This window comes from Sphaerisporangium sp. NPDC049002 (assembly GCF_040649355.1).
Taxonomy (GTDB): Bacteria; Actinomycetota; Actinomycetes; order Streptosporangiales; family Streptosporangiaceae; genus Sphaerisporangium.
Window position 1 is genome coordinate 1 of record NZ_JBEZFH010000042.1, and the last position, 23,500, is coordinate 23,500.

Genomic DNA, 23,500 nt, shown 5'->3' on the forward strand with positions numbered 1-23,500 from the left:
GCCGGCGGCCTCGCGGCCGTAGCTGGACTGATGGGCGCGCGCGAGGTCGATGGCCTCGGCGTTCGCCGCGTCGGGGTTGGCGGCGTTCACGATGCCGACCGGTGCCATGTACATCGCGGCGCCGCAGTTGACGATGTTGCCGACCCCCGCCTCACGCGGGTCGATGTGGCCGTAGTGCAGGCGCAGGACCAGCCACTTCTCGGCGAGGAAGACCCGGTGCAGCGGCAGCGCCTCGGCCTCCAGCTCGGGGATCCAGCGCTTCTCGCCCATCATCTCGGGCACCAGGTGCTCGGCCGCCGCGTAGGCGTCCAGGTGCCGGCCGGCCTTCTCGTACACGCGGATCAGCGCGTGCGTCATCAGGGTGTCGTCGGTGACGTGGCCGTCGCCCTTGTGGTACGGGGCTATGGGGCGGGCGTTGCGCCAGTCCTCGAAGTACGGCGGGACGATGCCCGTCACGTACCCGTCGTAGCGGTCCTGGATCTGCTCGGGCGTCCAGCCCTCGGTCGCGCCGCCGAGCGCGTCGCCGACCGCCGCGCCCGTCACGCATCCGACGGCCTTGTCGGTGAGCAGGTCGGTGGGCAGGCCGGTCAGCGGGTCGTCCTGCGGCGTCATGCGAGTCCTCCAGCGATGTCGATGAGATCCGTTCCTGCCAGGTCGGGCAGGCCGCAGCCCGCCAGCGTGCGCGCGGCGGCCCGCCAGCCCTCCGGCAGCGCCTCGTACCCGGTGAACGCCCCGGTGAGCGCCCCGGTCAGGGCCGGGGCGGAGTCGGCGAGCGAGGGCAGGCACGCGGCGGCGGGTACGGCCGCGCCGAGCGCGCCCCCGGACACCTCCGCGAGCGCGAGCGCCACCGCGACCGTCTGCGACGCGGCGACGCCGTAGCTGTACACGTGATCGAGCAGCGCCGCGTCCAGCGCGGGGACCGCCGCGAAGGGGTCGCCCGCCTTCCGCGCCACGGCGAGCGCCGTCCTGGTCGCGTGCCCGATCGCGGTGCCCGCGGGCAGCTCGGCCAGCGCCGCCTCGACGGCCGAGGCCATCGGACCGCCCGCCACCAGCTCGGCGACCGCCGCCGCCACGGCCATGGCCGCGTGGACGCCGTCCCCGGCGTTGGTGACCGAGGCGTCGGCCTTCGGGTCGGCCCCGATCGCCCCGAAGGCGACGGCCCGTACGGCCGCCGCGTCGTCGAAGAAGTGCGGGTTGTCGTGACCGCTGGCCGGGGGCCGCTTGCCCGCGGCCAGGTTGTCCAGCGCCGAGCGCACGGAGATCCGCACGCGCAGGTCCGTACGGCCGGCCAGCCTGCCGAAGGCCTCGGCGCGGTCCTCGTGGATGGTGAGCGCGGTCCAGGCCAGCCATTCGGCGTCGTCGGACGGCCCGATCGACAGCGGCTCGACGGGCTGGTTCAGCGTGAACGGCACGGGCGGGGTCGTGACCCGGTGCTCCTCGGCGAAACCGTCCAGCTCCCTCGCGAGCCGCCTGCTCCAGGGCGCGAGCAGCGCGGAGCGGTGCCGCGCGGACGGCCAGCCGGCCGCGTCGCCGATCGCGAGGCCGATGAAGGCCCCGCGGATCCTGTCCCCCGATGACATGTCTCTCCTCTTATCCCTTGGACCGGCGGCTTATCCCTTGGACCGGCGTCGCGAACGTGCCGGCCGGCCCTCGCGCCCGTTCACGCCGGTTCCCCGGTCGCGGCCACGAGTTCGGTGGCGACGTCGAGTACGTGCCTGCCGGCGACGGCCGGCAGGCACCTGCCCGTGACCGGGCCGATCTCCCTGGCCCACCGCGCCGGTACGGCGCTCTCGCCGCGCCCCGCCCCCGCGAGGGCGCCGGCGATGGCCGCGGTGGTGTCGGCGTCCCTGCCGAGGTTGGCGGCGCACACCACCGACTCCTCGACCTCGCCCGCGCCCATGAGGTATCCGGCGAAGGCGAGCGCGACCGCCTCGGGCGCGAGGTCCGTCCAGGGGTAGTGGCGCACGACCACGGCCTCGTACAGTCCCCCCGCCGACCCCGCCTCGCGCAGGCTTTCGGCCGACCCCGCGGCGACCGCGGCGACGGCGGCACGCAGGTTGCGGGAGGTCCAGGAGTCCTCGGGGACGGCGGCGATGCCGGCCTCGACGACCTCGCCGGGCGACGCGCCGGTCATGGCGACGGCCACCGCCGCAGCGACCGCCTGCCCGCCGTACACGCCCTCGCCGCTGTTGCTCACCACCCCGTCGACCGCCACCAGGCGGGCGGCCTCGGCCGGGTCGCCGGTGGCGAAGATGCCGTACGGCGCGGCGCGCATGGCGAGCCCGTCCGACCATCCGTGCTGGTGCCACATGCCGGACAGCGGCGGCTCGATGCCCCGGCGGAGCGCCTGGATGGCCCCGAGCTCGGAGAAGCCCGCGCCGCGCATCGGGCCGTCGATGTTCGGGATGATCTGCTCGCGGTACTCCCTGGCGACGTCGGCGGGTGTCATGGCCGACCCGTACCTGCACAGCAGGGAGGAGGCGAAGATGGTGTACTCGGTGTCGTCGGTGCCTCCCATGCCGGGCTCGATCTCGGTGAGCCGGCCCCAGCGCCGTGCGATCTCCTCCGGGGCGAGGTTCTCGGCGGGCCGCCCGAGGGCGTCGCCGGCCGCCAGGCCGAGCAGGCACCCCCGGGCGCGGGTCAGCTTCACTTGCTGTAACGCTCCAGCACCTTGTTGCCCTCCTCGACGAGCGTCTTGGCCGCCTGGTCGATGGTGATCTTGTTGGCGAAGTACTGCTGCAGAGTGGGCGTGGCCACCTTGCTCTTCCACTCGTCGAACCCGTTCACCCGCAGGTAGGGGGCGACCACCAGGTTCTTGGCGGAGGCGGTGGCCACGTCCCAGCCGTTCTCCTTGGTCGTCATCGACGGGTCGCTCGCGGCCTTGGTGCTGGTCGGGAGCAGCCAGTCGCCCTTGGCGAGCTTGGCCTGGTTGGCGCTGTTCAGGAAGAACGAGATGAACTGCGTCGCCTGGTCGGGGTACTTGCTGTCGGCCGCGACCGACAGGGTCTGCGAGGCGGCGCCCTGGTTGGAGCTGGTGCCCTTCAGCGGCGGGAGCGTGATCCACTCGAAGCCGGCCGGGGCCTGCTCCACGACCTGCTGGCGCAGGTAGACGCTCGCGGGGATCATGGCGTACTTGCCCGCGTAGAAACCGGGAAGCGGGTCGGCGGTGCCCATGCCGAGCGTGGACGGGTCGGCCGACTTGTCCTTGTAGAGCTGGTCGTGGATGCGCTGCAGGACCTCGCGCTCCTCGGGGCCGACCTTGACCGTGGCCTTGGTGCCGTCGGTCTGGAAGAAGGTGCCTCCGAAGTTCAGCCCGAGGTTGAGCACCTTGTTGACCGGCGACTTCAGCGGCCAGGCCACCCCGAAGGAGCCGCCCTTGGTGAGCTTCTTGCAGATCTCGGCGTACTCGTCCCAGGTCCAGGGGTCGTCCGGGGTCGGGACGCGGACCTTCGCCGCGTCCAGCAGCTTCTTGTTGGCGATGATGACCTGCGACTCCTGGAGGAACGGCACGCCGTACACGCCCTGGCCGCCCTTGCCGTCGGCGAAGGTCACGGTGTCCCAGGCGGGCTGCGGGATGTCGCTCTTCAGGTCGGCGGGGAGCTTGCCGGTGAGGTCCAGGAGGTAGCCGCGCGAGGCGAAGCCGGCGAGCGCCGGGGAGTCGTCGTGGATGACGTCCGGCGGGTCACCGCCCTCGAACGAGGTGACGAGCTGGTCGTTGACGTTGTCCCAGCTCCCCTGGACGTACTCGACCTGGGTGCCGGGGTTGGCCTTGTTCCACTCGCCGACGATCTGCTTGTTCGCGGCGATGGACTCCTTCTGCCAGGCGAGGCTCAGGAACTTCAGGTTCACGGCCTTGGCGGGCTGGTCACCGCCGCCGGTGTCTCCGCCCGACGAGCAGCCGGCGGTCAGTGCGACCATCGCGGCCGCCGCCACCGCGAGTGCGGTTCTGGTACGCAAGAGTTTCTCCTATCGGGGGGTGCAGCATGCTTGTTGGGTTCCGCGGGAGCTAGCCCTTGACGGCGCCGGCCATCAGGCCCGATCTGAGCCGTCGCTGGATGATCGCGAAGAACACCAGGCTCGGGATCGTCGCGAGCAGCGACGCCGCCGCGAGCGGGCCGAGACGTACGACCCCCTCCGCGCCGGTGAACTTGACGAGGGTGAGTGGCAGGGTCGCCACGTCGGGGTCCTTGAGGACGACCAGTGCGAACAGGAACTCGTTCCAGGAGGAGATGAAGGCGAACAGGGCCGTGGCCACCACGCCGGGGGCGAGCAGCGGCGCGACGACCTTCACCAGCGAGCGGATCCGGCCAGCGCCGTCGACGGCCGCGGCCTCCTCCAGCTCGCGCGGCACCGCACGCACGTACCCCTGGAGCATCCACAGCGCGAACGGCAGCACGAACGTGACGTGCACGATGGTGAGGCCGGGCAGGGTGTTCACCAGGTCCAGGCTCCGCAGCACCATGAACAGCGGGATGATGATCAGGATGAACGGGAAGACCTGGCTGACCAGCACCCACCCGACGGCGAGCTTGCTGACGAGCGAGCGGTAGCGGGCCATGGCGTACGACGCGGGCAGCGCGAGCACGACGGTCAGCACCGAGCACGCGACCGCCACCGCGAGGCTGCGCAGCGCGCTGCCGACGAGGTCCTGCTCGCCGAAGGCGTCGGCGAAGTTGGTCAGGATGGGGTGGCGCGGGATCCAGGTCGGGACCAGGCTCGCCATCTCCCGCGAGGTCTTGAGCGCCGTGGACAGCAGCCAGACCATCGGGAAGGCCAGGAAGACCACGTAGCCCAGCAGGGCGAGGTACTGCAGTGGCCTGCGCATGTCAGTCCGCCTCCCTCATCTGCCGCCAGATATAGAGGCCGAGCACGGCCAGCACGAGGATCACGAAGGCGACGCCCAGCGTGGCCGCGTACCCGAAGAAGCCGTAGCGGAAGGCCTCCTCGTAGGCGAAGAGCATCGGCAGTCGGGTCTGCCCGCCCGGCCCGCCCTGGGTGAGGACGTAGACCAGGCCGAACTGGTTGATGTTCCAGACGAAGTCCAGTGAGGTGATCGTCACGATCACCGGGCGCAACTGCGGCAGCGTGATGCTCCAGAAGCGGCGGAAGGCCGAGGCCCCGTCCATGTGACCGGCCTCGTACAGTTCCTTGGGCACGTTCTGCAGCCCCGCGAGCAGCACGACGGTCGTCTGCGGCATGCCCGTCCAGATCCCGACGACGATCACCGCGGGGAGCGCGATGGAGAAGTCGTTGAGCCAGTCGACGTTGTGGTCGAGCAGGCCGACGTCGCGCAGCACGCTGTTGAGGATCCCGGCGTTCGGGTGGTAGACGAGCCGCCACATCAGCCCGATGACGACGGGCGGCATGGCCCACGGCACCACGACCAGCACCCGGGCGAACGACCGGAACCGCAGGTCCTCGTTGAGCAGCAGGGCCAGCCCGAGCGAGGCGAGGAACTGCAGCACGGTCACCGAGACCGCCCAGATCAGGCCGATGCGGAACGACGACCAGAAGTCCGCGTCGCCCATGAGGTCGCCGAAGTTCGCCAGACCCACGAAGGAGGTCTCGGCGTTGCGCCCCGACCTGGCGTCGGTGAACGCGAGGAAGATGCCGTACAGCAGCGGCCCGACGCTGAAGACCAGCACCGGCACGAGCGCGGGCAGCATGAGCACGAGCGTCTCGCGCCCCTGCCTGGTCCTCGTCCGCCCGCCGCGGTGACCCGCCGCGGGCCTTCGCGTCCTTTCGGCCGTCAGGGTCATGAGGTCTCCTCCCCCAGGGTCGAGGCGCGGACCACGAGCCGGGGCTCGACGGTGACGACGCGCGGCGCGCGGGCGCCGTGGGCCAGCCGGTCGAGCAGGAGCTCGGCCGCCGCCCTGCCGCGTTCGGCCGAGCCGAGCGAGACGCTGGTCAGCGGGGGCCAGGCGACGGTGGCGAGGTCGGTGTCGTCCATGCTCGCCACGGCGACCTCCTCCGGCACGCGCCGCCGCTCGCGGCGCAGGACGTCGAGCGCCCCGAGCGCGATCAGGTCGTTGGCGCACAGCAGCGCGTCGAGGTCGGGCACGCGTTCTACGAGGCGGCCCGCGGCCCGGGCGCCTTCGGGGCGGTAGAAGTCGCCCACCTCCACGAGGTCCGGGTCGTACGGCAGGCCGAGCGCCGCGAGCGCCTCGGCGTAGGCGGCCGAGCGGGCGGCGCCGGGGACGGTGTCGAGCGGGCCGTTGACGAAGCCGATCCGCCTGCGGCCCAGCCCGTGAAGGTGCTCGACGGCCAGGCGAACGCCCTCGCGGGAGTCGGTCCTCACGTTGTCGACGGGGGTGCCCTCCGGGACCGAGCCGATGATCACGATCGGCGCGCGGGCGGAGGCGAACATCTTCAGGTGCTCGCCGGTCACCCGCAGCGGGATCATGATGAGGCCGTCGATGTACCGCTCGCCGAGGCCGCGCAGCACGTCGATCTCGTCGGCGGCGTCCACGTTGGTGGAGTGCAGGACGAGCCGGTAGCCGGCCGCCTTGAGCACCGGCTGGATCTCGCGGATCATCGCGAGGTACACCGGGTTCCCTATGTCGGCCATCGCGAAGCCGACCTGGTTGCTGCGCCGGGACTTCAGCGACCTGGCCACCGAGTTCGGCACGTAGCCGAGCTCGCGCGCCGCGCTCATCACGCGGCGCTCGGTCTCGGCCTTGGTGGGCAGCCCGTTGAGCACGCGCGACACCGAGGCTATCGACACGCCCGCGCGCTGGGCGATCGTCGTGATCGTCGGCCCGTCACTCACGTGTCACCTCGGAGGTCGAAAACGGTAAACGTTTACACAAGCGCTGGTCGAGAACGCTGAAAACGTTTACGGGGTGAGGACATGTAACCTGGCAGACACATTCAGCGTCAAGTCACGATCGGGTAACCGGACATCGCCTCCGCTAGGGAGCATATGTGGGCGCTCGCCGCCGACAGCCCGGCACGAAGTCGAACCGGTACGGCTCGCCGAGGTGCCGGGCATAGGTGGCGCGACCTATCCGGAAACGGGACAGGTCAGACCGTACGGCGCCAGACGTCGATGGCGAGCACGTGCCGCATGCCGACGGACAGGTACAGATCGAGCGCCGGGGAGCTGTTGTTGGAGTCCACGTGCAGGTACGTGCCGGCCCTCCCCCCGCGCGCGTCCCTGGCGAAGGCGTGCCTCAGCAGCAGCCGGCCGAGGCCCCTGCCGCGGAACTCCGGCAGCACCGAAAGGATCCGGACGTATCCGCAGTTCTCATCGCTGACGAACATGTCGCTCCCGAGCAGCATCGCCGCCGGCTGTCCGTCCACCTCGGCGACGAGGAGCTGCGACCAGTCGTGGGTGCTGGAGGACTCGAAGTCCTCCCTCCACCGGTCGTACTCCTTCGGGACGAACCCGAAGTGCTCGGCGAAGCCCTCCTGGTGGATCCGGTGGGCGGCCCGCGTCAGCTCCTCGGACCCGGCCGCCTGGCGGACGGTCACGCCGGGCAGGGACCCCGGGTCCACGTCGGTGTGGTCGGCCCTCAGCCGGTGAAAGCTGGTGGCGGCCTCGAAACCGTGCTCCTTGGCCAGCGCCTGCTTGGCGTCGTCCTGCCGGTAGATCCCCACGTCGGCCACCGCGTGCGGGTGCCCTGCCTCCACGGCCAGCTCACGGGAACGGCGCAGGACGGTGTCCCACAGCCAGGGGGTCACCACGTCGTCCCGGGAGAGGATCTCGATGTCGACGCTGTCGCTGTCGCCCTGGCGCGCGGCGTAGCCCCAGCCCACCAGGGAGGGGTCCGCGTCGCGCCGGAACACCAGCCAGCCGTCGCGGGCGAGGTCGAAGCCGGGCTCGGCGAGCACGTCCGCCACGTCGTCCTCGGTCATGTCGGGGTGGCCGAGGATGGCGGTGTCGCAGGCGGACACCAGCTCGTGGATGACCGGCACGTCCTCTGCCACGGCCCGCCGGACGTCGTACACGTCCGTGATCGCATCGTTGTCGTAGGTGTGGTTCACGTCTCCGTTGTAGGACCGGCCACTTGCACGGCGCTGAGTCCGGACTTGGCGAAGGCGCCGCCTGGGGGATGATGGCGTCCATCGCGACGAGTCAGAAGCGGGGACGTATGGAGATGCGGGACTTCTTCGAGCACATTTCAGGGGCCCGGCGGGTGTACGGGGAGCCGTACGAGAGGGACGGCTCCACCGTCATCCCGGCGGTCTCGGTGCGCGCGGCGGGCGGGTTCGGCACCGGCGACGTGCAGGGACGGGTCTCCGGCGGCACGGGCGGGGGCGGAGCCACGACGGCCCGCCCCGTCGGCGCGTACGTCGTCAGGGACGGCAAGGTGTCGTGGGAGCCCGCCATCGACGTGAACCGCATCGTGCTCGGCGGGCAGATCCTCTGCGGGCTCGCGCTCATCGTTTACGCGCTACGCGCCGGGCTGCACCCGGATCGCCGACGTGGACGTTGACGGGCGCGACTAGTCTTGGCAGGCATGGCCCGCACCCGCCTTTACCGCGACGGCGTCCTGGAAGCCGAGGGCTTCCCGATCGCCGACGTCTCCGACCACATCAAGGACCCGTCGGCGACCGTGTGGTTCGACCTGCTGGCTCCCACCCCTGAGAAGCTCGCGGTGATCAGCGAGGAGCTCGGGCTGCACCCCCTCGCCGTCGAGGACGTCCTGCACCCCCACCAGAGGCCGAAGCTCGACATCTACGACACCCACCTGTTCCTGACCGTCTACGCCGTCAGGCTCGGCGAGGGCGGTGGGCCCCTCGACCTCACCGAGGTGTCGGTCTTCGTGACCAAGAACGCTCTGGTGACGGTGCGGTCCGACGACACCTGCGACATCGACGCCGTGGTGGCCCGCTGGGACGCCGAGGCGAGGCTCGCCAAGCACGGCGTGTCGTTCCTCCTGCACGCCCTGCTCGACTACGTCGTGGACGGCCACTTCGACGTCGCCCAGACACTCGATGACCAGGTGGAGTCGCTGGAGGACCAGCTGTTCACCGAGCAGACGGGCGACGGGCGCGCCATGCAGCGCCAGATGTTCGACCTCCGCAGGACCACGGTGCGGTTCCGGCGAGTCGTGGTGCCGATGCGCGAGGTGGTGAACTCCCTCATCCGGCGCGACCTGCGGGTGGTCGGGTCCGAGATGGGGCCCTACTACCAGGACGTCTACGACCACGTGCTACGGGTGTCCGAGTGGACCGAGTCACTGCGCGAGCTGGTGGGCAACATCTACGAGACCCACCTGAACCTGCAGGGCTACCGCATGAACGACATCATGAAGCGGGTGACGAGCTGGGCCGCCATCATCGCGGTGCCCACGTTGATCACCGGCTTCTACGGGCAGAACATCCCGTTCCCCGGCTTCTCGCACACGGCCGGGTTCTGGACCTCCAGCCTCCTGATCGTCGTGGCCTCGTCGATCCTCTACCTCGTCTTCCGCAAGAAGGACTGGATCTGACCGGCTCTCAGCCGGTGCAGGCGCTGGAGCCTCCGAGCCTCACCATCGCCTGGTAGACCTCCTCGGGACGCATGGGCGGCTCGGGGAGCGGGCGGGCGCGGTCGGCCCGGAAGGCGTCGAGCATCAGCCCGAGGTGGCGCCGCCACGCCGTGGGACAGAACTCGCTGGTCGCCTCGCTGATGCGGGTGTGGGCCCAGATCACGAGCGCCAGGTCCTCCACCGTGACGTCCGGACGGACCGCGCCCTCGCGCTGCGCCCTCTCGACGATGCGGCGGCTCAGCTCGTTGATGTGGCCCTGGGTGCGTTCGATGCACGCCGCGTGGGGGAAGCGCATGGACGCCAGATCGTTGAACCCCCGGTCGTGGGCCTGCAGCTCGCAGAGCCTCTCCAGGTAGAACGCGAACGCCTCCCACGCGTCATCCATGCTCAGGGCCTGCTCCGCGCTCTCCAGCCACGTGCTCAGCTTGCCGACGAATATCGCCTCGACGAGGTCCATGCGGGTCGGGAAGTTGCGGTAGAGGGTGCCGATGGCGACCCCCGCCTGCCTGGCGATCTGTTCGAGGGGAGCGTCGAGCCCTTCGGAGGCGAAGACCATGCGGGCCGCGCCGACGAGCGCGTCGCGGTTGCGTTGCGCGTCGCGGCGCAGGGGCCGCGCGGCCTTGGTGGGCGTGATCTCGTCGGACGACATCTCCCTAGTGTAACGAACTGGAGGGACGCCTCGACTTCTGTGCTACGCTCGCGAGTCGAGGTGACCCTCGACTTTGTGTCGCGCGCTCCGCACCAGGTCAGAGTCACGTCGAACTTCCCTAAGGTGATGACGGCCGGGCTCACCTGCGGGCATGCCCCCTCACTCCCCCCGGCCCTCGAAGGAGACCCTGTGAACGTCTTCCTGTGGATACTTCAGGTGCTTCTCGCCCTGGCGTTCGGCATGGCCGGTGTCCTGAAGACCACTCAGCCCAAGGAGAAGCTCGCCGCGAACATGGGGTGGGTCGAGGACTTCTCCGCGGGCACGGTGAAGTTCATCGGCGGAGTGGAGTTCCTCGCCGCGCTCGGGCTGATCCTGCCCGCGGTCACCGGCATCGCCACCGTCCTCACTCCGCTCGCGGCCACCGGCCTGGTCCTGGTCATGATCGGCGCGATCGTGGTCCACGTGCGGCGCGGCGAGATCCAGGGAGTGGTCATCAACGTCGTGCTGCTGGTCCTCTCCGGCCTCGTTGCCTGGGGCCGCTTCGGCCCGTACCACTTCTGAGCCTCCTCTTCTGGGCCTCCTCAGGATTCCGGTCCGGCGTCGATCACCCAGGCGGACGTCCCCGCTCGTAGGAACGCATGACCGGCCGCCTCTCAGGCTGATGCGGCCGGGCCGCTTCCGTGTGTCCGGCCTCGGATGCCCCGGCCGTCCTGGATGGCGTTCCACTCCTCGTCGGTCACCGGTGGGGTGCCGAGCGCGCGTGCCGCCTCGTCGAGGTCCGCACGGCTGAGCTGCCAGCCGTGCATGAGACCCTCGGCGCGTCTTCTCCGGCTCTCGCTCTCCATGATGAGGGCCACGGCGGCGCGCACGCGGTCCACCGTCACGCGGTTCACCTTCCGGCGCCGATCCGCCTGCCCGCCCGCGTGAGCGCCCCCCTCGCCGATCACCCGGCCCCCTCGGCGGTTCTCCCATGCTGCCGAATGCTCATAGACCGAAGTTAGAAATGCCAGCAAATGAGTGGCAAGAGAGTTTCGCGTAGTTGCTACGCGCACGGCTCCGGGAACCAATACTCCGGATGTTCAGCCGGTCTTGGGGGAGAGGAACTCAAGGCGGTTCTCGTGGCAGTCGGCAGCGTAGAACCTTCGGTGTCCGGGGAAGTCGTCGTCCCAGACCACCTTTACGCCGAGGTCGGCCAGCCGTTCGGCGAGAGCGTCCAGATCGGCGACCAGGATGCCCGGGTGGGCCTTGCGGGCCGGTCGGAAGTCCTGTTCGACCCCCAGGTGGATCTCCAGATTGTCGGACCGCACCCACAGTCCGCCGCGGGCGGCGAGCACCGGGGGCTTCTGGATCTCGGTCATGCCCAGCACGTCCACGTAGAACCGGCGGCACACCTCCTCCTCACCCGGCGGCAGGGCGAGCTGCACATGGTGCAGCCCGAGGCCGAAGGGCGAGCGGGCCGCCTCGGTGTCGTAGGGCTGGGCCCTCTGACGTTCGCTCATGGTTCGGTGCCTCCGTCCGCCCGCTGCTCTACGAGCAGGTCGAACGCAGACGGGATGATCAGTATAGACGCGACATGTGCGGGTCCGCCCGGCGGAACGATGCTGAACGTCATGTCAGCTTCAGCGTCCACCCTCTTGGCTGCGACCGTGGTGCTTGAGCGCCAGTCGAACCGCGCCGTACCGAGAATCGCGAAATTGTTCTTACCGGGTCAAGCGGGCGGCAGCGCTTCGCGCCGACGCGCGGACAGAGGAACCCACGGCGGTTCTCGTGGCAGTCGGAGACATAGAACCGCCGATGGCCCGGATCATCTCAGTGATCGACAAGCTGTTCTCCAACGCCCGCCTCTAGCGTCGTTCGGGGCCTTCGCGCCAGGTGCGACACCGGAGCCGGCCCCAGGCAGGTGAGCTCCTCAAGAGAGATAGTGGTGAGGTCCGAGAGATGAAGAGCGTGAGCCGGCGTCAGTGGAGCAGATGGCAGTGGGCAGTCGCAGGACTGACGATCGGCGTATTGGTCGTCGTCTCAGGGTTCGTGTGGCGGACAGTGACGGCGACCGTGACCATGGTCCCCTCCTGGACCCGCAACGTCGGCTTGGGGGCCTCCGCGGCGCCGGCGGTGGCCGACGGTGTGGTGTACGTCCTCAACAGCGAGGACAGCATGTACGCCCTGGACACGGCCTCCGGCGGACAACGCTGGACCCACAAACTTCCCAGAGTTCCCGTAATCGGCTACTCCGAACCGGTGGTGGCCGGAGGTGTCGTATACACCACCAGTGACGGCAGGATGTACGCCCTGGACGCGGCGACCGGCGAGCAACGCTGGACCCACGAAACCCGCCACCGCGCCAGCGTCGACTTCAGCCCGGTGGTGGCCGGGGATGCCGTCTACTTCGCCGACGAAACGGGCAGGGCGTACGCCCTGGACACAGCCACCGGCAAGCAACGCTGGACCTACGAAACCGGAGGCAGGGGCTTCAAGCCGGTGGTGGCCGGGGATGCCGTGTACGTCGGCGACGAAGTGGGCAGGGTGCATGCCCTGGACGCGGCGACCGGCGAGCAACGCTGGACCCACGAAACCCGCCACCGCGCCAGGGTCGACTTCAGCCCGGTGGTGGCCGGGGATGACGTCTACTTCGCCGACGAAACGGGCAGGGCGTACGCCCTGGACACGGCCACCGGCAAGCAACGCTGGACCTCCAGAATCGGCAGCGGCCCCTACGTCAGTCCGGTGGTCGTCGGCGGTGTCGTGTACATCGCCAATACCAAGGTGTACGCCCTGGACACGGTAACCGGCGAGCGACGCTGGACCTCCGAGGCCGGCGGCCCCTGCGTCAGTGCGATGTCGGCCGGCGGTGTGGTGTACGTCCGCAACGCCGAGGGCAAGATGTACGCCCTGGACGCGGCGACCGGCGGGCAACGCTGGACCTACGAGGTTTCCCGTGGTGACCACTCCGATCCGGTGGTGGCCGACGGCGTGGTGTATCTCGACGATGACAATGAGAACAAGGTGCACGCCCTGGACGCGGCGACCGGCGAGCAACGCTGGATCTATGAAACCGGCAGCGGGATCTTCAGGCCGGTGGTGGCCGACGGTGTCGTGTACATCTTCACCATCGGCGCCACGGTACATGCCGTGAGAGCGACGACTGGATAAGGCCGACCAGCCCGTCGCGCCGGACCGCATCGGAACCGCACAGAGCCGCCTGGGGCCGCCTGGGGCCGCCTGGGGCCGCCTGGCCAGGGCTTGCCCCCTCGATAGGCTGAGGGGCATGGGGCGGGCGAATGACGAAGCGGCGGCGGCGCTTGAGGAGTATGCCGAGCTGTTCGCGATGAACGGCGGTGACGCCTTCCGGGTGCGCAGCTACCAGAAGGCCGCCAAGGCCATCGCGGGCTTTCCCGAGGACATCTCGAAGGTGGACGTCCGCAAGGTGCCCGGCGTGGGCGAGGCCATCGCGAAGAAGATGGAGGAGTTCCTCCAGCGGGGCGGCTTCCGCCAGCTCGACGACCTTCGCCGCAAGGTGCCCGACGGCGTGCGGAAGCTGACGCGCATCCCGTCGCTCGGGCCGAAGAAAGCCGTCTTCCTGTTCCAGGAGCTCGGCATCGCCTCCCCCGAGGCGCTGGCCGAGGCGATCCAGGAGGGCAGGCTCGCCGGGCTGCGCGGGTTCGGGGCCAAGAGCGAGGAGAACATCCTCAAGGGCATCGAGCAGCTCCAGCGGGCCGGTGAGCGGGTGCACCTCGGCGTCGCCATGGATCTGGCCGAGCGCGTGATCGCCTCGCTCCCCGCCGAGAAGATCGCCTACGCCGGGTCGCTGCGCCGCATGAAGGACACGGTCGGCGACATCGACATCCTGGCCGTCGGGCCGGTGACGCTGATGGAGGAGTTCAGGCGGCAGCCGTACGTCGCCGAGGTCATCGCGAGCGGTGACCTGAAGACCTCGGTGCGCACGACCCAGGGCCTTCAGGTGGACCTCCGCGTGGTGCCGGCGGAGTCGTGGGGCGCGGCGATGCAGTACTTCACCGGCTCCAAGGAGCACAACGTACGGCTGCGCGAGATGTGCGTGAAGCGCGGCTGGAAGCTGTCGGAGTACGGCCTGTTCGAGGGCGAGACCGTGATCGCCGGACCGACCGAGGAGGGGATCTACGAGGCCCTCGGCATGCAGTGGGTGCCGCCGCCGCTGCGCGAGGACTCCGGAGAGATCGAGGCGGCCCTGCGCCGGGAGCTTCCCGAGCTGGTGACCTTGGATGATCTCAGGGGCGACCTGCACACCCACACCGATCTGACCGACGGCATCGCCACGCTGGAGGAGATGGTCGCGGCGGCGGCCGGGCGCGGCTACGAGTACTACGCGGTGACCGACCACGCGCCCAACCTGTTCATGCAGCGCATGACCCTTGAGAAGGCGCTGGAGCAGCGCGAGCGGCTCCACCGGCTTCAGGCCGCCTACCCTGGCATGCGACTGCTGCACGGCACCGAGCTCAACATCGCGCCCGACGGCACCGTCGACTGGCCGGCCGAGGTCCTGGAAGGCTTCGACGTGTGCGTCGCGTCCGTACACTCGCATTTCACCCAGTCACGCGACGAGATGACCCGCCGGTTCATCACCGCGTGCGAGAACCCGAACGTCCACATCATCGGTCATCCCACCACCCGCAAGATCGGCAAGCGCCCTCCCGTGGACGCCGACTGGCCGGCCGTCTTCGCGGCGGCGGCGCGCACCGGCACCGCGATGGAGATCGACGCCTACCCCGACCGCGCCGACCTCCCCTCCGATCTCGCCCGGCTCGCGCGCCACCACGGGGTGACGTTCTCCATCGACAGCGACTCCCACGCCGTGCCGCACCTCGGCAACCAGCGCTTCGGCGTCGGCATCGCCCAGCGAGCCTGGCTCACCACCGACGACGTCATCGACACCTGGCCGCTCGACCGCCTCCTGGCCTTCCTCGGCCGGGGCTGACCGCTCCGCGAAGGCCGTGGCCCCCGGGGCCGGGGCGGGAAGGCGGGGAGGAGGAAGATGGAGGTCCGGGGCCGGAAACCACCCGCACACCGCAGGCGCCGATCATCATGAATAGGTTCTGATCATGAGAAATATCGACAAGACCGATCTCTCGGTTTTCCCGTTGTGCCTGGGCGGCAACGTCTTCGGCTGGACGGCCGACCGTGACACCTCGTTCGCCGTCCTCGACGCCTACGTCAAGGCGGGAGGCAACTTCATCGACACCGCCGACTCGTACTCGGCGTGGATCGCCGGCAACCAGGGGGGCGAGTCCGAGACGATCATCGGCGAGTGGATGGCCGAGCGCGGCAACCGCGACTCCCTCGTGATCGCCACCAAGGTCGGCCAGCAGCCCGGAGCCAAGGGACTGTCGGCGGCCAAGATCCGCTCCGCGGCCGAGGGGTCGCTGCGGCGGCTGGGCACCGACAGGATCGACCTGTACTACGCCCACGCCGACGACCGGGGCACCCCGCTGGAGGAGACCCTGACGGCCTTCGACGAGCTGGTGCGCGAGGGCAAGGTGCGCCACATCGGCGCCTCGAACTACGAGGCCGACCGGCTGGCGGAGGCGCTGGCCGTGTCCGACCGGCTGGGCCTCGCCAGGTACGTCGCCCTCCAGCAGCCCTACAACCTCGTGGAGCGCGAGTACGAAGGGCGGCTCGAAGAGGTGGTCGCCCGCGAGCGCCTGTCGAGCGTGCCCTACTACGGTCTGGCCAAGGGGTTCCTGACCGGGAAGTACCGTCCCGGTGTCCACGTCGACTCCGCGCGGGCGGAAGGCGCCGCTGCCTACCTCCAGACCGAACGGGGCCGCCGCGTGCTGGACGCGCTGGACAAGGTCGCCGCGGCCCACGGAGCCGAGGCGGCGACCGTGGCGCTCGCCTGGCTGCTGACCCGGCCCTCCATCGCCGCGCCGATCGCCAGCGCCAGGGTGCCCGAGCAGGTTCCCGCGCTGGTCGCGGCGGCGGACCTGGTGCTGTCCCCCGAGGAGGTCCGGCTTCTCGACGAGGCCTCGGCCTAGAAACGCGGCGGCCCGCAAGGAAGGCCGTAAAAGGACCTTTCCAACCGAAGAAAGGCCCGTAGAAACCGTGGAAACGCCCGTAGAAGCCGTCGAAACGCCCGTAGAGCGGCCCGTAGGAGGGCGTGGGAGGGCGTGGGAGGGCGTGGGAGATGGCGAAGGCCCGGTCGCGGGGCCTCTGGAGGTGAGGAGACCCGCGACCGGGCAGCTCGGGGGAGCCGCTCCCAGCCGTGACGGCTCCCGGCGCGAGGGGGACGCCGGGAGCCGGGCTTCTCAGTGGGAGACGGCCTTCTCGGCGCCGGCGCCGGTGAGCGAGCGGACCTCGATCTCGGCGTACTTCTGCGCGTTGAACTCCTTGCTCATCACGGTCCCGATGTACCCGGCGAGGAAGCCCAGCGGGATCGAGACCAGCCCCGGGTTCTCCAGCGGGAACCAGTGGAAGTCCACGGTCGGGAACAGCGAGGTCTTCGCGCCCGAGACGACCGGCGAGAAGATCACGAGGATCAGGGCCGACGCGAGCCCGCCGTAGATCGCCGAGACCGCCCCCGCCGTGTTGAACCTCTTCCAGAACAGGCTGTAGAGGATGGCGGGAAGGTTGCCCGACGCGGCGACCGCGAACGCCAGCGCCACCAGGAACGCCACGTTGAGGTTCTGCGCGAAGATGCCGAGGACGATCGAGACCGCGCCGATCGCGAAGGCGGAGATCCGCGCGACCTTGATCTCCTGCTGATCGGTCGTGTTCCCCCGCTTGAAGACGTGCGCGTACAGGTCGTGGGCGAAGCTCGACGACGAGGCCAGCGTCAGGCCCGCGACCACCGCGAGGATCGTCGCGAACGCCACGGCGGCGATGACCGCCAGCAGGATCGTGCCCCCGACGTCACCGAAGATGAGCTGCCCGATCTTCAGCGCGAGCTGGGGGGCCGCGGTGTTGCCCGCCGCGTTCTGGGCCGCGATCTCCTTGCTTCCGACCAGGGCGGCGGCGCCGAAGCCCAGCACCAGCGTGAGCAGGTAGAACACGCCGATGATGCCGATGCCCCAAAGGACGGACTTGCGGGCGACCTTGGCGGTCGGCACGGTGTAGAAGCGGATGAGGATGTGCGGCAGGCCCGCCGTGCCGAGGACGAGGGCCAGCCCCAGGCTGATCAGGTCGAGCTTGCTCGCCAGGCCCTTGGCCTCCACCCCGTACTTCAGTCCGGGCTCAAGGAATGCCTGCCCCTTGCCGCTCGCCTGCGCGGCGCCGCCGAGGAGGCTGGAGAGGTTGAAGCCGAAGTGCCCGAGGACGAGCAGGGTCACCAGGGCGGCGCCCGTCATCAGCAGCACGGCCTTGACGATCTGCACCCAGGTGGTGCCCTTCATGCCGCCGACGACCACATAGACGATCATCAGCAGGCCGACGACCACGATCGTGCCCGCCTTGCCCGCGGGAGAGGTGATGCCGAACAGCAGGCCCACCAGAGCGCCCGCGCCGACCATCTGGGCGAGCAGGTAGAAGATGCTGACCGTGATCGTCGAGACCCCGGCGGCCGTACGGACCGGTCGCGGGCTCATGCGGAACGCCAGCACGTCGGCCATCGTGTACTTGCCGGAGTTCCGCATCAGCTCGGCGACCAGCAGCAGGGCCACCAGCCAGGCGACGAGGAACCCGATCGAGTACAGGAAGCCGTCGTACCCGGACAGCGCGATGATGCCCGCGATGCCGAGGAACGACGCGGCGGACATGTAGTCGCCGCCGATGGCGAGACCGTTCTGCGCGCCGCTGAACGACCGGCCGCCCGCGTAGTAGTCGGTGGCGCTCTTGGTGTGGCGGCTCGCCCAGAACGTGATGCCCAGGGTGGCGGCCACGAACAGCACGAAAAGCGTGATCGACAGGGCGTGGTTACTCATTGGAGGACGTCCCCTCGATCTCACCGCGAAGCTTGTCGGACAGCGGGTCCAGCTTGGTGGCGGCATGCCGGGAGTACGCCCACGCGATCAGGAACGTCGACACGAACTGCAGAACGCCGAAGATCAGCGCCACGTTGATGTTTCCGAAGACCTTGGTGCCCATGAAGCCACGCGCCCAGCCGGAAAGGATCACGTACAGCAGGTACCACACAAGGAAGGCGACGGTCACCGGGAACGCCCAGCCGCGGTAACGACGGCGCAGCTCCTGGAACTCGGAGCCGGCCTGCACCCGTTGGTATTCCGATGACTCGTCTTGCTGAGTGGCCACGAGACCTCCACGTTGTGATCTGGATCACGCTTACCGTAGAAGGGTCAGGGGGGTGCCGCAGAGGGCTTGGGTCCGCGTCATCGCCAAGTCGCCCCTACCCGTCGCTCACGGGGCCGGGCCCTGCGCCGAAAGGCGCGTTCCACGCGACGAATGGTCCGCCCGCCTTTGGCCGAGCTGAAGGTTCGGGTTTCAGGTCGAGCGGGGGCGCCAGTCGCCCCGGTTGACGTTGAGCGTCTCGGGCGTGTGAAGCCGCACCATCGTGCGCGCCACCCCTCGCGGCACCCGGCCGGGGGTGAGCAGCGACACCAGGATCATCACGCCGAAGGAGATCGGGACCGTCCACGCCGCCGGCTGCGCGAGCAACGCCCCCGTCCAGCCGGTGTACGGGCCGCCGGTGATGACCGCGATCACGGCGACGCTGGCCAGGCCGCCCCCGGCGAGCAGCCCGGCCATGGCCCCGGTGGTGGTCAGCCGCCGCCACCAGATGCCGAGCACGAGCAGCGGGCAGAACGACGAGGCGGCGACCGCGAAGGCCAGCCCCACCACGTCCGCGACGGCGAGGGACCTCGCCATCGCGGCGAGCAGGAGCGGCACCGTCACGGCAAGCAGCGTGGCGGCACGGAAGCTCGGCACTCCCCCGCGCAGGATGTCCTGCCCGATGACCCCGGCCACCGACACCGCGAGCCCCGAGGAGGTGGACAGGAACGCCGCGAAGGCCCCGGCGGTGACCAGGGCGCCGAGCAGTTCCCCCGCCGTCCCGCCGACCATCCGGCCGGGCAGGGTCAGCACCACCGCGTCCGTACGGCCCGTCATGAGCAGCTCGGGCGTGTAGAGACGCCCGAGGGCGCCGTAGACGGCCGGGAGCAGGTAGAACGCGCCGAGCAGGGTCAGCACCACGAGGGTCGTGCGACGCGCGGCCCGCCCGTCGGGGTTGGTGTAGAAGCGCACGAGCACGTGCGGCAGGCCCATGGTGCCGAGGAAGGTGGCGAGGATCAGCGAGTAGGTCGCGTACAGCGGGTGCTCGCGGCCGTGCAGCGGAAGCGCCCACTGGTGGTCGGTGAGCACGGGCAGGCTCTCCACGTGCGGCACGGGCGTGCCGGCCGGGAACCCCACCGTCGTGTCATGGGTGATCGTATGGTCGCCGGGCCGGAGCGTGAGCCGCTCTCCGCGCACCGCCCGGCCGTCCACGCGGCCGGTGGCGGTGACCACGGTCTCCCGCTCGAACCGTACGGTCACGTCGGCGCTGACCGCCACGGTGACGGCGTCGGTGAAGACCGGGGGCGCGTCGCGTCCGAGCCCCGGCTTGCCGAGCCCGTACCAGGCGAACAGCAGGAACACCACGGGCAGGGCCAGCGCGGTCAGCTTCAGCCAGTACTGGAACGCCTGGACGAACGTGATCGAACGCATCCCCCCGGACAGCACGTTGACCGCGACGACGACGGCCACGAGCAGCCCGCCCACCCACGGCGGCGCCCCGGTGATCGTGCGGAACACCAGCCCCGCGCTCTGGAACTGCGGCATCAGGTAGAGCCAGCCGATCAGCACGACGAGCACGCTGGCCACCCGCCGCACGGCCATCGACTCCAGGCGGGCCTCGGCGAAGTCGGGCAGGGTGTAGGCGCCCGACCTGCGCAGCGGGGCCGACACCAGCACGAGCAGCACCAGGTAGCCGCCGGTCCAGCCCACCGGCAGCCACAGCATGTCGGCGCCGTAGGCGAGGATGAGGCCGGCGATGCCGAGGAAGGAGGCCGCCGACAGGTATTCGCCGCCGATAGCCGAGGCGTTCCACAGCGGCGAGACCGTACGTGAGGCGACGTAGAAGTCGGACGTCGTGCGCGACAGCCGCAGCCCGAAGGCCCCGATGAGGATGGCCGCCACCACCACGACCATCACGGCGGCGAGCCCCAGCGCCGCGTTCACCGCACCCCGCCCACGACTCCCCCTGCGACTTCGCCCGCGACCCCGCGAACGACTCGGCCCGCGACCCCGCGTACGGCTCCGCCCGCGACTGCGCCCGCACGCCGCCCGGGTGGCACGCTCACTGGCGTTCGACCAGGTCGGCGAAGTGGCGCTCGTTGCGTTCCGCCTGCCGCACGTACAGCCACGCGCCGGCGACGAACGACGGGTAGATCAGCCCCGCCAGCACCACCCACGGCAAGGGAAGCCCGAACACGCGCACCTCGCGCAGGCCGGGGACCAGCAGGAACAGCAGCGGCAGCCCGCCGATCACGCATCCGAGCACCGTGCACACGAACAGCGCCAGCCGGAACTGGGTGCGGATCAGCGAGCGCATGTAGACCTCGCCGAGGCGCGTCTGCTCGTCGATCTCCATGGTGACCGGGTAACGGGGCCTGCGCGCCGCAGTGGTACGAGGGCTGGTGACCACCTCCCGCTTCGGCCTCTCCGGCGTCTTCGGCGTCATCTGGTACGGCCCTCCGCGCCCGGCCGCATCGCGCACGGGCACCCTTTTGTCCTCCGCGTCATTCCGTACGGCCCTCCGCTTTCGGCCTCATCGCGCACGGGCCCCCTCGCGTCTTCGGAGTCATTCCGTACGGCTCTTCCTGGCGCGGCGTACGAGCAGGTCGCGGAGCTCGCGGGTGTGGCGGCGGCTGACCGGGATCTCGGTGTCGCCGATGCGCACCGTGCAGCGCCCGGAGTCGATGTGCAGCTCGTCGATGTGCTTTACGGCGACCAGGTGGCTGCGGTGTACGCGGATGAACCCCGCGGCGGCCCAGCGCTCCTCCAGCGCGGCGAGCGGGATGCGCACCAGGTGGCTGCCGGCGGCCGTGTGGAGCCGGGCGTAGTCCCCCTGCGCCTCCACGTACCGGACGTCCGAGCTGGCGACGAAACGGGTGACCCCCGCCAGCTCGACCGGGATGGTCTCCGCGTCCGGCGCGGTGCGGGCGGCGTCCTCCACCGATTCGGGCGCGTCCGGGATGGCGGCGCAGACCCTGCGGATCGCCTCGGCGAGCCGTTCGGGCCGTACCGGCTTGAGCAGGTAGTCCTCGGCCTTGATCTCGAACGCGTCCACGGCGTGCTCTTCGTAGGCGGTGACGAACACGACCCGGGGAGGCCGGGCGAACTGGGCCAGCAGGCGGCCGAGCACGACGCCGTCGAGGCCGCGCATCCGGATGTCGAGGAACACCGCCTCGACGGGTCTGCCGTCGGCCATGGCGCGGTCGAGCATCTTCAGCGCCGACGCGCCGTCGCGGGCCGTGGCGACCTCGCCGATGCGCGGATCGGCCCTGAGCAGGTACGCCAGGTCCTCCAGCGCCGGCTGCTCGTCGTCCACCGCCAGCACGCGCAGGCCGGTCACATCACTCCCATTCGCCCGATCGCACTCCCGAGTGAACTAGAGAGTGATGAATCCGGCAGCCGAAGTCAACGCCTCACCTCACCAGCGGCCATAACTATCCGGAGACACCACACGACCCCCAGTCCCAGCTAAGGGCTCCTAACAGAAGCGGTGGACTTGACCTGGTCAGTGGTCGGTGTCGCGCACGTGGCCGCCGTGTAGCGGGACGCGGTCAGCCGCGCGATCGCACGCGATAAACCCGGCGACGTCGACGGTCATCCCCGGGATACTGGTCGCCCATGGATGAGGTCAAGATGATCGTCGCCCATTCCGAGCGCGCGACCCTGCCCGCCGACCTGGTCACCCGCAACCGCGAGGTCGCCGAGGCCGCGCTCCGGCCGTGGGCTCCGGTGTTCACGCACGGCGACCTGCAGATCGCTCACGTGTTCGTCGACGGCGACGGGATCACGGGCATCATCGACTGGTCCGAGGCGGGCCAAGGTGATGCCCTGTTCGACCTCGCCACCTTGACGCTCGGACACGAGGAACACCTCGGCGACGTCGTCGCCGGCTATGGCACCGACGTCGACCTCGACGTGATCCGCGCGTGGTGGTCGTTGCGAAGCCTGCTGGTGGTTCGCTGGCTGGTCGAGCACGGCTTCGACCCGTTCGCCCCGGGCTGCGAGATCGACGTGCTGAGATCCCGGCTGTGAGGCCGCGCGGGCCCGACCGCCATGAGAAGTCCTATCGGAACGATCAGTGGACGAGGCGTCGCCAGCGGATGATGGCGACGAGGGTCATGACTTCACTGAGTACCAGTGATGACATCAGATGCTTCCAGCAATGCTACGGCTTCTATTTCGAAACTCTCAAGGTCGTCGAACCAATTCGGATATCCACCTCTGCGAGTGAAGAACTTAACAGTAGTGCCATGAGTTGACCAATCGGCGTCGACTCCCGTGGATATAACTGCAGTCAACGTGTCAAAGCCCGGAAGGTTCCTCGCCGCAGCAAGGGCGGCCAAGGAGAAGGTTAGAGCTCGAACACAAATCGCAGTCAGGTAGCCCTCTCGGTCAACAGGAAGATCGTCTCCCGGGATCCATACCTCATTGCGGTGATATTCCACTTCGAAGGGTTCAAGGTGATCTACCTGCATGTCAAGCTCAGGATCATGGAGAGCTGCGAGCGACAAGACCCCATGTGGCCCCACAACCCACCCGCCCTCGATTACCTCTTCGAGCTCGGAGGAAATGTCCTGCGACAGTAGTTCTTTTGATGCGGTGGACAACAGGGCCCGCATACTCGAATTAAGGATCACATAACTCCTGGAATATTGAGGTAGTTAAGTGCTTTTTTAAGGGCATTCCCATCCATCATCTTAAGGTATTTTCTCGGCAACTCCTTACCTTTTACCCAGCGCGGGCGCCGGCTTGGGGTGAGTGATCCAGGAGAACCGGTGTGACCAGCGTGATCCCGTATTTCTTCCTGGCCTTGAGGAGGAGTTCGGCGGATGGGTAGCCGGATTCGAGGTAGTGCTCGGCCGGGAGCAGCCCGCGCTGCTGGAGCGCCCGATGGATCTTGTCGGTCATCTGGTTGTCGGGCACGGTCGCGTCGGTAGTGGCCATGTTGGTGATCAGGTTGGGCGGCACGACGTTCGTAGCGTTCGTGGTGTCGGCTGCGGTGTGACAGGTCTCGCTGACGTGGACCTTGTAGCCGTTCCAGAACAGGTCACCGCCTTTAGCCGCCCAGCGGGCATCGGTGTCGTAGGGGGAGGTCAGCCGCACTCGGCCGGGCGGCGGTTCCTCTCCGCCGTCATCGAGGGGCCGCGGCCACTCCCTCTGGCTTAGATCCATCACCTCCTCG

General features: G+C 69.5%; 25 protein-coding genes. 7 read left to right on the forward strand and 18 right to left on the reverse strand.

The window, feature by feature from the left end; all coding sequences use genetic code 11:
- The 8 genes from AB0B89_RS11685 to AB0B89_RS11720 form a co-directional block, all read right to left on the reverse strand.
- A partial coding sequence (locus AB0B89_RS11685; RefSeq protein ID WP_358551251.1) for an ADP-ribosylglycohydrolase family protein occupies positions 1-612 on the reverse strand: 612 nt, incomplete at its 3' end.
- A complete protein-coding gene (locus AB0B89_RS11690) occupies positions 609-1,580 on the reverse strand; it encodes an ADP-ribosylglycohydrolase family protein (RefSeq protein ID WP_358551253.1) in 972 nt (323 codons plus the stop codon). The genes AB0B89_RS11685 and AB0B89_RS11690, both read right to left, overlap by 4 nt.
- An 80-nt stretch (positions 1,581-1,660) precedes the next feature.
- Entirely contained in the window at positions 1,661-2,650 is a 990-nt protein-coding gene (locus AB0B89_RS11695) for an ADP-ribosylglycohydrolase family protein (RefSeq protein WP_358551255.1), read from the reverse strand.
- Positions 2,647-3,957, reverse strand: coding sequence for a sugar ABC transporter substrate-binding protein (locus AB0B89_RS11700; protein WP_358551257.1), 1,311 nt, complete (start codon positions 3,955-3,957; stop codon positions 2,647-2,649). Before AB0B89_RS11700 ends, AB0B89_RS11695 begins: the two co-directional genes overlap by 4 nt.
- A 49-nt stretch (positions 3,958-4,006) precedes the next feature.
- Positions 4,007-4,825 (reverse strand): carbohydrate ABC transporter permease, encoded by an 819-nt coding sequence (locus tag AB0B89_RS11705; RefSeq protein ID WP_358551259.1) that lies wholly within the window; start codon positions 4,823-4,825, stop codon positions 4,007-4,009.
- A gap of 1 nt (position 4,826) precedes the next feature.
- The gene (locus tag AB0B89_RS11710) at positions 4,827-5,759 is read right to left on the reverse strand and encodes a sugar ABC transporter permease (protein ID WP_358551261.1); all 933 of its coding nucleotides are present in this window, start codon (positions 5,757-5,759) and stop codon (positions 4,827-4,829) included.
- Positions 5,756-6,769 carry a LacI family DNA-binding transcriptional regulator gene (locus tag AB0B89_RS11715; RefSeq protein WP_358551263.1) on the reverse strand — a complete coding sequence of 338 codons (1,014 nt, stop codon included), beginning with the start codon at positions 6,767-6,769 and terminating at the stop codon, positions 5,756-5,758. The genes AB0B89_RS11710 and AB0B89_RS11715 overlap by 4 nt, the downstream gene beginning before the upstream one ends.
- 254 nt (positions 6,770-7,023) lie before the next feature.
- The gene (locus AB0B89_RS11720) at positions 7,024-7,986 is read right to left on the reverse strand and encodes a GNAT family N-acetyltransferase (RefSeq protein ID WP_358551265.1); all 963 of its coding nucleotides are present in this window, start codon (positions 7,984-7,986) and stop codon (positions 7,024-7,026) included.
- 107 nt (positions 7,987-8,093) lie between these two features.
- Here AB0B89_RS11720 and AB0B89_RS11725 point away from each other — a divergent pair, with 107 nt between their 5' ends.
- Together AB0B89_RS11725 and AB0B89_RS11730 are read left to right on the forward strand one after the other, a co-directional pair.
- The gene (locus tag AB0B89_RS11725; RefSeq protein WP_358551267.1) at positions 8,094-8,438 is read left to right on the forward strand and encodes a sporulation protein; all 345 of its coding nucleotides are present in this window, start codon (positions 8,094-8,096) and stop codon (positions 8,436-8,438) included.
- A 24-nt stretch (positions 8,439-8,462) separates the two neighbouring features.
- Positions 8,463-9,437 (forward strand): magnesium transporter CorA family protein, encoded by a 975-nt coding sequence (locus tag AB0B89_RS11730; protein ID WP_358551269.1) that lies wholly within the window; start codon positions 8,463-8,465, stop codon positions 9,435-9,437.
- A 7-nt stretch (positions 9,438-9,444) separates the two neighbouring features.
- On the opposite strand, the gene AB0B89_RS11735 is transcribed toward AB0B89_RS11730, so the two are convergent.
- Positions 9,445-10,125 carry a TetR/AcrR family transcriptional regulator gene (locus AB0B89_RS11735; protein WP_358551271.1) on the reverse strand — a complete coding sequence of 227 codons (681 nt, stop codon included), beginning with the start codon at positions 10,123-10,125 and terminating at the stop codon, positions 9,445-9,447.
- A gap of 189 nt (positions 10,126-10,314) precedes the next feature.
- On the opposite strand from AB0B89_RS11735, the gene AB0B89_RS11740 reads away from it, so the two are divergent.
- A complete protein-coding gene (locus AB0B89_RS11740) occupies positions 10,315-10,686 on the forward strand; it encodes a DoxX family protein (protein WP_358551273.1) in 372 nt (123 codons plus the stop codon).
- A gap of 92 nt (positions 10,687-10,778) precedes the next feature.
- Here AB0B89_RS11740 and AB0B89_RS11745 read toward each other — a convergent pair whose 3' ends face one another.
- Positions 10,779-11,009: a hypothetical protein gene (locus tag AB0B89_RS11745; RefSeq protein WP_358551275.1), complete on the reverse strand. Its 231-nt coding sequence runs from the start codon at positions 11,007-11,009 to the stop codon at positions 10,779-10,781.
- A gap of 195 nt (positions 11,010-11,204) precedes the next feature.
- Positions 11,205-11,624: a VOC family protein gene (locus AB0B89_RS11750; RefSeq protein ID WP_358551277.1), complete on the reverse strand. Its 420-nt coding sequence runs from the start codon at positions 11,622-11,624 to the stop codon at positions 11,205-11,207.
- Between the two features lie 559 nt (positions 11,625-12,183).
- On the opposite strand from AB0B89_RS11750, the gene AB0B89_RS11755 reads away from it, so the two are divergent.
- The 3 genes from AB0B89_RS11755 to AB0B89_RS11765 all read left to right on the forward strand — a co-directional run bounded on the left by AB0B89_RS11755 (position 12,184) and on the right by AB0B89_RS11765 (position 16,133).
- Positions 12,184-13,275, forward strand: coding sequence for a PQQ-binding-like beta-propeller repeat protein (locus AB0B89_RS11755; RefSeq protein ID WP_358551333.1), 1,092 nt, complete (start codon positions 12,184-12,186; stop codon positions 13,273-13,275).
- Between the two features lie 115 nt (positions 13,276-13,390).
- Positions 13,391-15,076: a DNA polymerase/3'-5' exonuclease PolX gene (gene polX / locus AB0B89_RS11760; RefSeq protein WP_358551279.1), complete on the forward strand. Its 1,686-nt coding sequence runs from the start codon at positions 13,391-13,393 to the stop codon at positions 15,074-15,076.
- Between the two features lie 124 nt (positions 15,077-15,200).
- Positions 15,201-16,133 (forward strand): aldo/keto reductase, encoded by a 933-nt coding sequence (locus AB0B89_RS11765; RefSeq protein WP_358551281.1) that lies wholly within the window; start codon positions 15,201-15,203, stop codon positions 16,131-16,133.
- A gap of 270 nt (positions 16,134-16,403) precedes the next feature.
- Here AB0B89_RS11765 and AB0B89_RS11770 read toward each other — a convergent pair whose 3' ends face one another.
- From AB0B89_RS11770 to AB0B89_RS11790, 5 genes are all read right to left on the reverse strand, one after another.
- On the reverse strand, positions 16,404-18,014 hold the full coding sequence (locus tag AB0B89_RS11770; protein ID WP_358551283.1) for a cation acetate symporter: 1,611 nt from the start codon (positions 18,012-18,014) through the stop codon (positions 16,404-16,406).
- Entirely contained in the window at positions 18,007-18,342 is a 336-nt protein-coding gene (locus AB0B89_RS11775; protein ID WP_358551285.1) for a DUF485 domain-containing protein, read from the reverse strand. The genes AB0B89_RS11770 and AB0B89_RS11775 overlap by 8 nt, the downstream gene beginning before the upstream one ends.
- Before the next feature lie 189 nt (positions 18,343-18,531).
- Complete coding sequence (locus AB0B89_RS11780) at positions 18,532-20,262, reverse strand: cation acetate symporter (protein WP_358551287.1); 1,731 nt, start codon at positions 20,260-20,262, stop codon at positions 18,532-18,534.
- 118 nt (positions 20,263-20,380) lie between these two features.
- On the reverse strand, positions 20,381-20,806 hold the full coding sequence (locus AB0B89_RS11785; protein ID WP_358551289.1) for a hypothetical protein: 426 nt from the start codon (positions 20,804-20,806) through the stop codon (positions 20,381-20,383).
- Positions 20,807-20,884: 78 nt separating this feature from the next.
- Positions 20,885-21,658 carry a LytTR family DNA-binding domain-containing protein gene (locus tag AB0B89_RS11790; RefSeq protein ID WP_358551291.1) on the reverse strand — a complete coding sequence of 258 codons (774 nt, stop codon included), beginning with the start codon at positions 21,656-21,658 and terminating at the stop codon, positions 20,885-20,887.
- A gap of 278 nt (positions 21,659-21,936) precedes the next feature.
- Between AB0B89_RS11790 and AB0B89_RS11795 the strand changes: the two genes are divergently transcribed.
- Entirely contained in the window at positions 21,937-22,350 is a 414-nt protein-coding gene (locus AB0B89_RS11795) for a phosphotransferase (RefSeq protein ID WP_358551293.1), read from the forward strand.
- A gap of 92 nt (positions 22,351-22,442) precedes the next feature.
- On the opposite strand, the gene AB0B89_RS11800 is transcribed toward AB0B89_RS11795, so the two are convergent.
- Positions 22,443-22,925 carry a hypothetical protein gene (locus tag AB0B89_RS11800; RefSeq protein WP_358551295.1) on the reverse strand — a complete coding sequence of 161 codons (483 nt, stop codon included), beginning with the start codon at positions 22,923-22,925 and terminating at the stop codon, positions 22,443-22,445.
- A gap of 121 nt (positions 22,926-23,046) precedes the next feature.
- Positions 23,047-23,490: a hypothetical protein gene (locus tag AB0B89_RS11805; protein WP_358551297.1), complete on the reverse strand. Its 444-nt coding sequence runs from the start codon at positions 23,488-23,490 to the stop codon at positions 23,047-23,049.
- Between the last annotated feature and the right edge of the window lie 10 nt (positions 23,491-23,500).

Coding starts and splice junctions, on each gene's coding strand:
- AB0B89_RS11690 (WP_358551253.1), bottom strand. CDS start 1,580: ATGTCATCGGGGGACAGGATCCGCGGGGCCTTCATCGGCCTCGCGATC.
- AB0B89_RS11705 (WP_358551259.1), bottom strand. CDS start 4,825: ATGCGCAGGCCACTGCAGTACCTCGCCCTGCTGGGCTACGTGGTCTTC.
- AB0B89_RS11710 (WP_358551261.1), bottom strand. CDS start 5,759: ATGACCCTGACGGCCGAAAGGACGCGAAGGCCCGCGGCGGGTCACCGC.
- AB0B89_RS11725 (WP_358551267.1), top strand. CDS start 8,094: ATGGAGATGCGGGACTTCTTCGAGCACATTTCAGGGGCCCGGCGGGTG.
- AB0B89_RS11730 (WP_358551269.1), top strand. CDS start 8,463: ATGGCCCGCACCCGCCTTTACCGCGACGGCGTCCTGGAAGCCGAGGGC.
- AB0B89_RS11735 (WP_358551271.1), bottom strand. CDS start 10,125: ATGTCGTCCGACGAGATCACGCCCACCAAGGCCGCGCGGCCCCTGCGC.
- AB0B89_RS11750 (WP_358551277.1), bottom strand. CDS start 11,624: ATGAGCGAACGTCAGAGGGCCCAGCCCTACGACACCGAGGCGGCCCGC.
- AB0B89_RS11755 (WP_358551333.1), top strand. CDS start 12,184: ATGGTCCCCTCCTGGACCCGCAACGTCGGCTTGGGGGCCTCCGCGGCG.
- polX (WP_358551279.1), top strand. CDS start 13,391: ATGGGGCGGGCGAATGACGAAGCGGCGGCGGCGCTTGAGGAGTATGCC.
- AB0B89_RS11765 (WP_358551281.1), top strand. CDS start 15,201: ATGAGAAATATCGACAAGACCGATCTCTCGGTTTTCCCGTTGTGCCTG.
- AB0B89_RS11770 (WP_358551283.1), bottom strand. CDS start 18,014: ATGAGTAACCACGCCCTGTCGATCACGCTTTTCGTGCTGTTCGTGGCC.
- AB0B89_RS11795 (WP_358551293.1), top strand. CDS start 21,937: ATGGATGAGGTCAAGATGATCGTCGCCCATTCCGAGCGCGCGACCCTG.
- AB0B89_RS11805 (WP_358551297.1), bottom strand. CDS start 23,490: ATGGATCTAAGCCAGAGGGAGTGGCCGCGGCCCCTCGATGACGGCGGA.